Below are 13358 nucleotides of genomic sequence, written 5' to 3' on the forward strand. Positions count from 1 at the left end.
GCCTCGCGGGACGGGCCGCGCCGGCCGGCGGTCGGGGCGCCGGGCCCGCCGGCACGGCACCGTTCCGAACGCACGGCCACCCCACCCCACAGTCCTCCCGGTACTCCCCCGGCACCGCACAGGCCGTCGGGAGCCGCCGCCGATTCGGGCAGGAGTTTGGCATGCAGGGCGACACGCGGGACCAGTCCACCGCAACGACGGAGGGCCCCGACACACCGCCGACCACGGAGCCGCCGCTGCCGGCCCCGCGCGCCGCCCGCAGCACCGCACCGGCCGCCCCCGCGGCCGAGCGGACCGGGGGCCGCAGGACCACCACCGGCAGGGCCGCCACCGGGTCCACGACCACCACGAGGACCACGACGACGGCCGCCGAGAAGGCCCCGGCCAGGAAGACCGCCGCCAGGAAGACCGCCGCCACGACGGCCGCCGCGACGGCCGCCGCGAAGAAGACCGCGGCGAAAAAAACCACGGCGAAGAAGACCACCGCCCGCAAGAGCACCACCCGCAAGACAGAGAGCGACACCGTGATCGGCCGCATCCCCGTCCTGGACGTCAGCCCCCTCGTCGACTCCGGGCGGCGCCCGGCCAAGGCGGTCGAGGGCGAGAGTTTCCAGGTCACCGCCACCGTCTTCCGCGAGGGCCACGACGCGGTGAACGCCAACGTGGTGCTCCGCGACCCCCGGGGCCGCAGCGGCCCGTGGACGCCGATGCGCGAACTCGCCCCCGGCACCGACCGCTGGGGCGCGCACGTCACCCCGACGGCGCCCGGCCGCTGGTCCTACCTGGTGGAGGCCTGGAGCGACCCGGTCGCCACCTGGCGGAGGACCGCCGCGGTCAAGCTCCCGGCCGGCATCGACACCGCGCTCGTCCTGGAGGAGGGCGCCCAGCTACTGGAGCGGGCCGCTGCCGGGGTGCCGAAGAAGGAGGGCCGGGCGCACGTGCTGGCCGCGGTGGACGCGCTGCGCGACGCCGGCCTGCCCCCGCTGAGCCGCTACGCGGCCGCGCTCGCGCCCGAGGTGCTCGCCCTGCTCGAACGCCATCCGCTGCGCGAACTGGTCAGCGCCACCCGCCCGCTGCCGCTCCAGGTGGACCGCAAGCGGGCGCTGTACGGCGCCTGGTACGAGTTCTTCCCGCGCTCCGAGGGTGCCGTGGTCGACCCCTCCGGCGTGCAGCCGCCGGTCTCCGGCACACTGCGCACCGCCGCCGAGCGGCTGCCCGCGGTCGCCGCCATGGGCTTCGACGTGGTCTACCTGCCGCCGATTCACCCGATCGGCCGCGCCTACCGCAAGGGCCCGGACAACGCCCTGACGGCCGGTCCGCACGACGTCGGCTCCCCCTGGGCGATCGGCTCGCCGGAGGGCGGCCACGACGCCGTCCACCCGGACCTCGGCACGCTGGAGGACTTCGACCGCTTCGTCGCCGAGGCCGGCTCGCTGGGGCTGGAGGTCGCGCTCGACTTCGCCCTGCAGTGCTCCCCCGACCATCCCTGGGTCAACAAGCACCCCGAGTGGTTCAGCCACCGCCTCGACGGCACCATCGCCCACGCCGAGAACCCGCCGAAGAAGTACCAGGACATCTACCCGATCAACTTCGACCAGGACTTCGACGGGCTGGTCAAGGAGACGATTCGTGTCCTGCGCTTCTGGATGGGCCACGGGGTGCGGATCTTCCGCGTGGACAATCCGCACACCAAGCCGGTGGCGTTCTGGGAGAAGGTGCTCGGCGACATCGCCCGGACCGACCCGGACGTGATCTTCCTGGCCGAGGCGTTCACCCGCCCGGCGATGATGCACACCCTGGGGAAGATCGGATTTCACCAGTCGTACACCTATTTCACCTGGCGCAACACCAAGCAGGAACTCACCGAGTACCTCACCGAACTCACCGGTGACGCAGCCTCGTACATGCGGCCCAACTTCTTCGCCAACACCCCGGACATCCTGCACGAGTACCTGCAGCAGGGCGGCCCGGCCGCGTTCGCCGTCCGCGCCGTGCTGGCCGCGACCCTCGCCCCCAGCTACGGCGTCTACGCGGGCTACGAGCACTACGAGAACGAGCCCGTCCACCCCGGGTCGGAGGAGTACGCGCGCTCCGAGAAGTACGAGCTGCGCCCGCGCGACTGGAGCCGGCAGGACTCCCTCGCCCCGCTCCTCACCGCCCTCAACCGGCTCCGCCGGCGCCACCCCGCCCTGCAGCAGCTGCGCGACCTGCGCTTCCACCCCACGGACAACGACCAGGTCATCGCGTACTCCAAGCGGGCGACCAGCGAGGACGGCATCGAGGACCACGTGATCACCGTGGTGAACCTGGACCCGCACCACGTCCAGGAGGCGACCGTGACCCTGGACTCGGACCTGCCGCTGACGGTGCACGACGAGCTCACCGGCGCCACCTACGACTGGGGTCGCCGCAACTACGTCCGGCTCGACCCATCCACCGAGCCGGCCCACCTCCTCACCGTCCGGAGGCACCCTCAGTGACAGTCAACGAGCCCGTTCCCGACACCTTCGCCGAAACGCCGGCCAGGGACCGCGACCCGGAGTGGTTCAAACGCGCGGTCTTCTACGAGGTCCTGGTCCGTTCCTTCCAGGACAGCAACGGCGACGGCGTGGGTGACCTCAAGGGGCTCACCTCGAAGCTCGACTACCTGCAGTGGCTGGGGGTGGACTGCCTCTGGCTGCCGCCCTTCTTCGCCTCCCCGCTGCGGGACGGCGGGTACGACGTGGCCGACTACAAGTCGGTGCTGCCGGAGTTCGGCGACCTCGCCGACTTCGTCGAGTTCGTCGACGCCGCCCACGCCCGCGGCATGCGGGTGATCATCGACTTCGTGGTCAACCACACCAGCGACCAGCACCCGTGGTTCCAGGCGTCCCGCAACGACCCGGACGGGCCGTACGGGGACTTCTACATGTGGGCCGACGACGACAAGCAGTACCCCGACGCCCGCATCATCTTCGTCGACACCGAGACCTCCAACTGGACGTACGACCCGGTCCGCAAGCAGTACTTCTGGCACCGGTTCTTCTCCCACCAGCCGGACCTCAACTACGACAACCCGCGGGTGCAGGAGGAGGTGATCGCGGCCCTGAGGTTCTGGCTGGACCTCGGCATCGACGGGTTCCGGCTGGACGCGGTCCCCTACCTGTACGCCCGGGAGGGCACCAACTGCGAGAACCTGCCGGAGACCCACGAGTTCCTCAAGCGGCTCCGCAAGGAGATCGACGCGGACTACCCGGACACGGTGCTGCTGGCCGAGGCCAACCAGTGGCCCGAGGACGTCGTCGACTACTTCGGGGACTTCGCCTCCGGCGGCGACGAGTGCCACATGGCGTTCCACTTCCCGGTCATGCCGCGGATCTTCATGGCCGTCCGCCGGGAGTCGCGCTACCCGGTCTCGGAGATCCTCGCCAAGACGCCGGAGATCCCCTCCGGCTGTCAGTGGGGCATCTTCCTGCGCAACCACGACGAGCTGACCCTGGAGATGGTCACCGACGAGGAGCGCGACTACATGTACGCGGAGTACGCGAAGGACCCGCGGATGCGGGCCAACGTGGGCATCCGCCGGCGGCTCGCGCCGCTGCTGGAGAACGACCGGAACCAGATCGAGCTCTTCACCGCCCTGCTGCTCTCGCTGCCCGGTTCGCCGGTGCTCTACTACGGCGACGAGATCGGCATGGGCGACAACATCTGGCTCGGCGACCGGGACGGCGTCCGCACCCCGATGCAGTGGACGCCGGACCGCAACGCGGGTTTCTCCTCCGCCGACCCGGGCAGGCTCAGTCTGCCGCCCATCATGGACCCGGTGTACGGCTTTCAGGTGACCAACGTCGAAGCGCAGCAAAGCAGTTCGAGTTCCCTGCTGCACTGGACGCGTCGCATGATCGAGATCCGCAAGCTCAACCCTGCGTTCGGCCTCGGCAGCTACACCGAGCTGCCCTCCAGCAACCCCGCGGTGCTGGCCTTCGTGCGCGAGCACGAGGGAGACCTGGTCATGTGCGTGAACAACTTCTCGCGGTTCGCGCAGCCGACCGAACTGGACCTGCGGCGGTACGGGGGGCGCTACCCGGTCGAGCTGATCGGCGGCGTGCGCTTCCCGTCCATCGGTGAGTGGCCCTACCTGCTCACTCTTGCCGGGCACGGCTTCTACTGGTTCCAGCTCAGGAAGCCCGGAATCAAGTAGCGGCGGCCGCCCGGCACCCGAAGTAACGATCCACCAGCCAGGTCCGAGGCGACCACCCTGCGGGGCGCGAGAGTCACGACCCCCGCGCCCCGCAGGGGTCTTCGCACCATTGCGTACGGAGAACAGCCCAACGGCCACCCACACTATGGCGTGACACCCGAGCCCCGCTCGCGTGCCTCCGCCGCCGCGCCGCCGAAATCCGGAAGACTGACAGGCCCGGTGACGACCTCGGGCAGCCGGCCCGCTTCCGGGGAAAGGGAGTCATGTCCGAAACCTCCCGTTCTCAAGCCCACGTGCACCGCGACCTACCCGACGGCGCCCCCGGGCCCGTCGGCGCGCGCGGGACCACGGGGCGGAGAACCACCGCGGGTGTCAGCGAGCTCGTGGGCGCCGCCCTGCCGCTGATCGCCGACTGGCTCCCCACCCAGCGCTGGTACGCCGGCAAGGGGCGCGCGATCAGCGGGCTCACCCCGGTGGTGGGCACCCCGCTGCAGGTCGGCGACCCGACCCTGCTGCACCTGCTGCTGCGGGTGGAGCACGGCACCGGGGCGGCCGCCCAGGGGGACATCTACCAGCTGCTGCTGGGCATCCGCTCCAAGGACCCGTCCGGGATCGGCCCCGGCGCCGTCCTCGGCAGGCTGGCCGGCGGCGGCCCGCACGACGGCGCGGTGCTCTACGACGCGGTGCACGACCCGGAGCTGACCGGCCGGCTGCTGGAGCACCTCGCCACCGGCGACCGGTTCGGCGCGCTCTCCTTCCGGCGCACGCCGGGCCCCGGCCTGCCGAGCAACCTGCCCGGCCGGGCCTCCACGGCCGAGCAGTCCAACAGCTCGGTGATCTACGGGACCTCCTTCATCCTCAAGCTGTTCCGCCGGATCAGCCCCGGCACCAACCCGGACCTCGAACTGTCACTGGCGCTCTCCCGGGCCGGCTCCACCCGCATCCCGCGGGTCGCCGCCTGGTTCGAGTCCCGGCTGGAGCGCTCGGAACCGGCCACTCTCGGCCTGCTCCAGCGCTACCTGCCGGACGCCGAGGACGGCTGGGAGCTCGCCCTCGACCAGGTGGCCCGGCTCAAGGGCGACCCGTCGCCGGGCAACTTCGCGGTCGAGGCGCACCGGCTCGGCCGGGCGACCGCCGAGGTGCACCGGGTGCTGGCCCGCTCGATGCCCACCGCCCGCCTCGACCGGGACGAGACCGGCCGGCTGGCCTGCGCGATGGCCGACCGGCTGGACAGCGCGGTCGCCGCGGTGCCCGGCCTGCTGCGCTACCGCTCGGCGCTGCGCGCGGCGTTCCAGCAGCTCACCGCGGACCACCTGGAGGGCCTGCCCGTCCAGCGGATCCACGGCGACCTGCACCTCGGCCAGGCGATGCGGACCCCGCACGGCTGGGTGCTGCTGGACTTCGAGGGCGAGCCGGCGAAGCCGCTGGCCGAGCGCAGGCTGCCGCAGCCGGCGCTGCGGGACGTGGCGGCGATGCTGCGCTCCTTCGACTACGCGGCCGCGCACCTGCTGGCCGGGACCCCGGGCCCCGACCCGGAGCTGGCCCACCTCGCCAACGCCTGGGCGGCCCGCAACCGGGCCGCGTACTGCGCGGGCTACACGGCCGGCGGCGGGATGGACCCGGCCACCGCGCCGGAGCTGCTGCGGGCCCTGGAGATCGACAAGGCGGTGTACGAGGTCGTGTACGAGGCCCGGCACCGCCCGAGCTGGCTGCCGATCCCGCTGGCCGCCATCAACCGTCTGGCCCTGACCGTCTGACGCCCCGACCCGCCTCCTGGAGGACCCGACGTGAACCCGCTCGGCCCCACGCACGACAGCTCCACCACCGCCGTGCCCCCCACCTTCCGGGCGGGCGCCGGCGCGTCCGCACCCGCCCGCCGGGCCCGGGCGGCCAAGCGGCGCGAGCCCGTGGCGCCGCCGCGGTCCGGCCCGTCGGCGTCCTCCTCGCTGCGGCTGCCGGAGGCACCGCTGCCGCCGGCCGAGGTGGACCGGCTGGTCTCCGGCGTGCACCACGACCCGCACGCCCTGCTCGGCGCGCACGCCACCCTGGACGGCACCGCGATCCGGGTGCTGCGCCCGTTCGCTGAGCGGGTCGTGGTGCTGACGGACCAGGGCCCGGCGGAGTTGACCCACCAGCAGTCCGGCCTGTTCACCGGGCTGCTGGTGGGCCGGGAGTTCCCGGCGTACCGGCTGCAGGTGAGCTACCCGGGCGGTGAGCCGCTGGAGCAGGAGGACGGCTACCGGGCGGCGCCCACCCTCGGCGAGCTCGACCTGCACCTGATCTCCGAGGGCCGGCACGAGCAGCTGTGGCGGGTGCTCGGCAGCCACGTCCGCGAGGTCGGGGGCGTGGCGGGCACGTCCTTCGCCGTGTGGGCGCCGAACGCGGTCGGCGTGCGGCTGGTCGGCGACTTCAACCACTGGGACGGCACCGGCCACCCGATGCGCTCGCTCGGCTCGTCCGGCATCTGGGAGGTGTTCGTCCCCGGCCTCGCCGAGGGCGCCACCTACAAGTACGAGATCCGCACCCGGCAGGGCTGGGTGCTGCAGAAGGCCGACCCGATGGCCCGGGCCGCCCAGTGCCCTCCCGAGACCGCCTCCGTGGTGCACACCTCGCACCACACCTGGGGCGACGGGGACTGGATGGCCCGGCGGGCCGGCACCGTGCACCACACGGCGCCGATGTCCGTCTACGAGCTGCACCTGGCGTCCTGGCGGCCGGACCTGACGAACTACCGCGAGATCGCCGAGGTGCTGCCCGGCTACCTCGCGGGCCTCGGCTTCACCCACGTCGAGTTCATGCCGGTGATGGAGCACCCGTTCGGCGGCTCCTGGGGCTACCAGGTCACCGGCTTCTTCGCGCCGACCGCCCGGCTCGGCGGCCCGGACGACTTCAAGTACCTGGTCGACGCGCTGCACCGGGCCGGCATCGGCGTGATCGTCGACTGGGTGCCCGCGCACTTCCCCAAGGACGACTTCGGCCTCGCCCGGTTCGACGGCGAGCCGCTCTACGAGCCGGCCGACCCGCTGCGGGCCGAGCACCCGGACTGGGGCACCCTGGAGTTCGACTACGGCCGCACCGAGGTGCGGAACTTCCTGGTCGCCAACGCGGTGTACTGGTGCGAGGAGTTCCACGTCGACGGCCTGCGGGTGGACGCCGTCGCCTCCATGCTCTACCTCGACTACTCGCGCGAGGGCGGCGCCTGGGCGCCGAACGCCTTCGGCGGCCGGGAGAACCTCGACGCCGCCTCGTTCCTTCAGGAAATGAACGCGACGGTCTACCGCCGCTGCCCCGGTGTGGTCACCATCGCCGAGGAGTCCACCGCCTGGGACGGCGTCACCCGGCCCACCGACAGCGGCGGCCTCGGCTTCGGCCTGAAGTGGAACATGGGCTGGATGCACGACTCGCTGGTGTACATGTCCAAGGAGCCGGTGCACCGCAAGTACCACCACAACGAGATGACCTTCTCGATGGTGTACGCCTACTCCGAGAACTACGTGCTGCCGATCTCCCACGACGAGGTGGTGCACGGCAAGCAGGCGCTGGTCGCCAAGATGCCCGGTGACTGGTGGCAGCAGCGGGCCAACCACCGGGCGTACCTGGGCTTCATGTGGGCCCACCCGGGCAAGCAACTGCTCTTCATGGGGCAGGAGTTCGCACAGGGCGCCGAGTGGGACCACGAGCACGGCCCGCAGTGGTGGGTGCTCGCGGACGACTGGCCGGCCGCCGAGGACCACCTCGGGGTGCGCCGTCTGGTCGGCGCGCTCAACCGCACCTACCTCGACACCCCTGCGCTCTGGGAGCAGGACACCGTGCCGGCCGGCTTCCGCTGGCTGGACGGCGGAGCGGCCGACGACAACGTGCTGTCCTTCGTCCGGTACGCGGCCGACGGCACCCCGCTGGTCGCGGTCTGCAACTTCTCCCCGGTGGTCCGGCACGGCTTCCGCGTCGGCCTGCCGGAGCTGCCCGGCGGCGACCAGCTGTGGGAGGAGGCGCTGAACACCGACGCCGAGGAGTACGGCGGCAGCGGCCTCGGCAACTCGCATCCCGTCAAGGCCGAGGCCATCGCGTGGAACGGCCAGGAGCGCAGCGCCGAGCTGGTCCTCCCGCCGCTCGCCACCCTCTGGTTCCGGCCCGCCTGACGCGGCCCGCGCGACCGCCGGGCCCCGGGGCGATCCGCCCCGGGGCCCGGCCGCTTCCTCCCCCGTACGCCCGCGTCCGCAGGGGAACACCTGCCCGGGTAAGGTCAACAGTGACCGCTTTCCGGACGGCAGGACGGAGTGAGCCGCGTGGCCCGCAGCGTGTACGTGACCGGAATCGACCGGGGGGACGGCCGCCAGGCCGTCGAACTCGGGGTCATGGAACTGTTGGCCCGCCAGGTGGACGCCGTCGGCGTCTTCCGGCCGCTGGTGCACGCGGACGAGCCCGGCGAGAAGGGCTCCGACCACGTCGTCGAGCTGCTGCGCTCCCGCTACCGGGTCGAGCTGCCGGCGGACGACCTGTACGGCCTCTCCTACGAGGAGGCCGCCGCCCTGCAGGCCGCACAGGGCCAGGACGAGCTGGTGTCGGTGCTGGTGGACCGGTTCCGGGCGGTCGAGCGGCGCTGCCAGGCGGTGCTGGTGCTGGGCACCGACTTCTCCGGCACCAACATCCCGGACGAGCTGGCCTTCAACGCCCGCCTCGCCAACGAGTTCGGCGCCTGGGTGCTGCCGGTCGTCGGCGGCCAGGACGAGGACGCGCAGGCGGTGGTCGCGGAGGTCCGCAACGCCCACCGGGCCTACACCGACCTCGGCTGCTCCGCCCTCGCGATGATCGCCAACCGGGTCGCCCCCTCCACGAAGCAGCGGATCCAGCGGACGCTGAGCGAGAAGCTCCCGGTGCCGGTGTACGTGATCCCGGAGGAGCCCTCGCTGTCGGCGCCGACCGTGGCGCAGCTGGTCGACGCGACCGGTGCCGAGGTACTGCTGGGCGATGCCGCGGGCCTGGCCCGGGACGTGCGCTCCTTCGTCTTCGGCGGCGCGATGCTGCCGACCTTCCTCGACGCGCTGACCGAGGGCGCCCTGGTGGTGACCCCGGGCGACCGGGCGGACCTGCTGATCGGCTCGCTGGCGGCGCACGCCGCGGGGGCGCCGCCGATCGCGGGCGTGCTGCTCACCCTCGGGCAGCACCCGGGGCCGAACGTGATGGCGCTGGCGGCGCGGCTCGCCCCGGGGACGCCGGTCGCGGTGGTGCCGGAGGGCAGCTGGCTGACCGCGGCCGCACTGACCCACCTGGAGGGCCGGATCGGTCCTGACAGCCACCGGAAGGCCGAGACCGCCCTGGGCCTGTTCGAACTCCATGTGGACACCGCGGAGTTGACCAGGCGGATCGAGCTGTCGCCCTCCGAGCGGGTGACCCCGATGATGTTCGAGCACGCGCTGCTGGAGCGGGCCCGGGCGCAGCGCCGGCACATCGTGCTGCCGGAGGGCACCGAGGAGCGGGTGCTGCGGGCGGCGGAGGTGCTGCTGCGCCGCAACATCTGCGACCTGACCCTGCTGGGCGAGCGGGAGGCGGTGCAGCGGCGGGCGGCGTCGCTGGGTCTGGAGCTGCCGCATCCGGAGGAGTCCGCGGACCGGGCCCGGCTGCGGATCGTCGACCCGGCGACCAGTCCGCTGCGCGAGAGCTTCGCCGAGCTGTACGCCAGGACGCGGGCGCACAAGGGCATGACGCTCGAGCGCGCCCTGGACGTGGTCACCGACGTCTCGTACTTCGGGACGCTGATGGTGCAGGAGGGCATCGCCGACGGCATGGTGTCCGGTGCGGTGCACTCGACCGCGGCGACCATCCGGCCGGCCTTCGAGGTGATCAGGACGGCGCCCGGTGCGGCGATCGTCTCCTCGGTGTTCTTCATGTGCCTGGCCGACCGGGTGCTGGTGTACGGCGACTGCGCGGTGAATCCGGACCCGGACGCGCAGCAGTTGGCCGACATCGCGGTGCAGTCCGCGGAGACGGCGGCGCAGTTCGGGGTGGAGCCGCGGGTCGCGATGCTCTCGTACTCGACGGGCACCTCCGGGTCCGGTGCGGACGTGGACAAGGTGCGGGAGGCGACGGAGCTCGTCCGCCGGGCGCGCCCGGACATCCTGGTCGAGGGGCCGATCCAGTACGACGCCGCGGTGGACCCGTACGTGGCGGCGACCAAGCTGCCCGGCTCCGAGGTGGCGGGCCGGGCGACCGTACTGGTCTTCCCCGACCTGAACACCGGCAACAACACGTACAAGGCGGTGCAGCGTTCGGCCGGGGCGGTGGCGGTCGGCCCGGTGCTGCAGGGCCTGCGCAAGCCGGTCAACGACCTGTCGCGCGGCGCGCTCGTCGAGGACATCGTGAACACCGTCGCGATCACCGCCATCCAGTCGCAGCGCCCCGCCGAAGGAGCCGAGCAGTGACCGAATCGACGCTGGTCCTCGTGCTGAACGCCGGGTCGTCCTCGGTGAAGTACCAGCTGATCGACATGCTGGACGGCTCGCGTGCGGCGGCCGGGCTGGTGGAGCGGATCGGCGAGGTGAACGGCCGGCTGGTGCACACCGGGCCGGCGGGCGAGCGGCGCGAGCGGCTGGAGGTGTTCGCCGACCACACGGCGGCACTGGCCGCGGTCGCCGAGGAGCTCGCCGCGGACGACCTGGGGCTGGGCTCCCCCGGCCTCGCGGCGATCGGCCACCGGGTGGTGCACGGCGGGCAGCGGTTCGCCGCGCCGACCCTGATCGACGACGAGGTGGTGGCGGAGATCCGCCGGCTGATCCCGGTGGCGCCGCTGCACAACCCGGCGAACATCACCGGGATCGAGGTGGCCCGTGCGCTGCGGCCGGACCTGCCGCAGGTCGCGGTGTTCGACACCGCCTTCCACAGCACGCTGCCGGAGGCCGCGGCCACCTACGCGATCGACCGGAAGACGGCCGAGCAGCACCGGGTGCGCCGCTACGGCTTCCACGGCACCTCGCACCAGTACGTCTCGCGGGCGGCCGCCCGGCTGCTCGGCCGCGACCCGGCCGAGCTGAACGTGATCGTGCTGCACCTGGGCAACGGGGCCTCCGCCTCGGCGGTGGCGGGCGGGGTGTGCGTGGAGACGTCCATGGGCCTGACGCCGCTGGAGGGTCTGGTCATGGGCACCCGCTCCGGGGACGCCGACCCGGGCCTGGTCTTCCACCTGCACCGGGTGGGCGGTCTGACGATCGATGAGATCGACGACCTGCTGAACCGGCGCAGCGGCCTGATCGGCCTGTGCGGGGACAACGACATGCGCGAGGTGCTGCGCCGGGCCGGTGAGGGCGACGAGGACGCGCAGCTGGCCTTCGACGTGTACGTGCACCGGCTGCGCAAGTACATCGGGGCGTACTACGCGGTGCTGGGCCGGGTGGACGCGGTGGTGTTCACCGCGGGGGTGGGCGAGAACGCGGCGCCCGTCCGGGAGGCGGCCTGCGCGGGGCTGTCGGCGCTGGGCATCGAGGTGGACCCGGCGCTGAACGCGGTGCGCTCGGGTGCGGCGCGGATGATCTCGCCCGAGCACGGCCGGGTGGCGGTCGCGGTGGTGCCCACCGACGAGGAGCTGGAGATCGCCCGCCAGGCCTTCGCGCTGGTGCACGACGGCATTTGAGATGACATCCCGTCAGCGTCCCACCCCTCGGGATGGTTCGTTGACGATTTCTCCTGGTTCGGGCGTGATGCACCGATAACTCGAACGGATAGACTGACGGATATGCGCCGAGCGAAAATTGTCTGCACCCTGGGTCCGGCGACGGACTCCTACGAACAGCTGAAGGCCATCGTCGAAGCGGGCATGAACGTTGCCCGACTCAACATGAGCCACGGCTCCCACGGGGAGCACGAGGAGCGGTACCGCAAGGTCCGCCAGGTGTCCGAGGACACCGGCCGCACCATCGGCGTGCTGGCCGACCTGCAGGGCCCGAAGATCCGGCTGGCCACCTTCGCCAACGGACCGGTGACCGTCGACAACGGCGACACCTTCACCATCACCACCGAGGATGTGCCCGGGGACCAGCACATCTGCGGCACCACCTACAAGGGCCTGCCCGGCGACGTGAAGCCCGGCGACCCGATCCTGATCAACGACGGCGTCATCGCCCTGGAGGTCGTCAGCGTCGACGGCCCGCGGGTGAAGACCGTGGTGGTCGAGGGCGGCGTGCTCTCGAACAACAAGGGCATCAACCTGCCCGGTGCGGCCGTCAACGTGCCCGCCCTCTCCGAGAAGGACAAGGAGGACCTGCGGTTCGCCCTCCAGCTGGGCGTCGACATGGTCGCGCTGTCCTTCGTCCGCAACGCCGCCGACATCCACGACGTCCACAAGGTGATGGACGAGGTCGGCATCCGCGTCCCGGTCATCGCCAAGATCGAGAAGCCGCAGGCCGTCGAGGCGATGGAGGAGATCGTCCTCGCCTTCGACGCGATCATGGTGGCCCGCGGCGACCTCGCCGTGGAGTACCCGCTGGAGCGGGTGCCGCTGGTGCAGAAGCAGCTGATCACCCTGGCCCGCCGCAACGCCAAGCCGGTGATCGTGGCGACCCAGATGATGGAGTCGATGATCCACGCCTCGCGCCCGACCCGCGCCGAGGTCTCCGACGTCGCCAACGCCATCCTGGACGGCACGGACGCGGTCATGCTCTCCGCCGAGTCCAGCGTCGGCAAGTACCCGGTCGAGACGGTCCGGACGATGAGCCGGATCGCCGAGAAGGCCGAGGAGGAACTGCTCTCGCAGGGCCTCCAGCCGCTGAACCCGGGCCGCAAGCCGCGCACCCAGGGCGGCTCGATCGCCCGCGCCGCGTGCGAGCTCGGCGACTTCCTCAACGGCCGGGCCCTGGTCGCGTTCACCAAGTCCGGTGACACCGCCCGCCGGCTGTCCCGCTACCGCTCGCCGATCCCGGTGATCGCGTTCACCCCGGACGCCTCCACTCGCAACCAGCTCTCGCTGAGCTGGGGCGTCGAGGCGTACGTGACCGAGCAGGTCGAGACCACCGACGAGATGGTGCAGCAGGTCGACCGTGAGCTGCTGCGCCTGAACCGCCTTACCGAGGGCGACACCGTGATCGTCACCGCCGGCTCGCCCCCCGGTGTCCCCGGCAACACCAACATGGTCCAGGTCCACCACCTGGGCAGCCGCGACCACCACTGACACCAGGCGCAGCGAGCCCGC

The 13358-nt window shown here is 72.2% G+C and carries 7 protein-coding genes; all 7 read left to right on the forward strand.

Annotation, left to right across the window (positions count from 1 at the left end; genetic code table 11):
- The first annotated feature begins 524 nt into the window (after positions 1-524).
- The 7 genes from KSNIM_RS14280 (at position 525) to pyk (ending at position 13337) form a co-directional block, all read left to right on the forward strand.
- The gene (locus KSNIM_RS14280) at positions 525-2480 is read left to right on the forward strand and encodes an alpha-1,4-glucan--maltose-1-phosphate maltosyltransferase (RefSeq protein WP_263107953.1); all 1956 of its coding nucleotides are present in this window, start codon (positions 525-527) and stop codon (positions 2478-2480) included.
- The gene (gene treS, locus KSNIM_RS14285; RefSeq protein ID WP_030272501.1) at positions 2477-4180 is read left to right on the forward strand and encodes a maltose alpha-D-glucosyltransferase; all 1704 of its coding nucleotides are present in this window, start codon (positions 2477-2479) and stop codon (positions 4178-4180) included. Before KSNIM_RS14280 ends, treS begins: the two co-directional genes overlap by 4 nt.
- Before the next feature lie 263 nt (positions 4181-4443).
- Entirely contained in the window at positions 4444-5937 is a 1494-nt protein-coding gene (locus tag KSNIM_RS14290) for a maltokinase N-terminal cap-like domain-containing protein (protein WP_411543710.1), read from the forward strand.
- Positions 5938-5967: 30 nt separating this feature from the next.
- Positions 5968-8319 carry a 1,4-alpha-glucan branching protein GlgB gene (glgB, locus tag KSNIM_RS14295; RefSeq protein ID WP_263103598.1) on the forward strand — a complete coding sequence of 784 codons (2352 nt, stop codon included), beginning with the start codon at positions 5968-5970 and terminating at the stop codon, positions 8317-8319.
- 147 nt (positions 8320-8466) lie between these two features.
- Positions 8467-10599, forward strand: coding sequence for a phosphate acetyltransferase (gene pta, locus KSNIM_RS14300; protein ID WP_263103599.1), 2133 nt, complete (start codon positions 8467-8469; stop codon positions 10597-10599).
- Positions 10596-11804 carry an acetate kinase gene (locus tag KSNIM_RS14305; RefSeq protein ID WP_263103600.1) on the forward strand — a complete coding sequence of 403 codons (1209 nt, stop codon included), beginning with the start codon at positions 10596-10598 and terminating at the stop codon, positions 11802-11804. Before pta ends, KSNIM_RS14305 begins: the two co-directional genes overlap by 4 nt.
- Positions 11805-11906: 102 nt before the next feature.
- Positions 11907-13337, forward strand: a complete 1431-nt coding sequence (gene pyk, locus KSNIM_RS14310) for a pyruvate kinase (RefSeq protein ID WP_263103601.1) — start codon at positions 11907-11909, stop codon at positions 13335-13337.
- Positions 13338-13358 lie beyond the last annotated feature (21 nt).

This window comes from Kitasatospora sp. DSM 101779 (genome assembly GCF_025655475.1).
Classification (GTDB): Bacteria; Actinomycetota; Actinomycetes; order Streptomycetales; family Streptomycetaceae; genus Kitasatospora.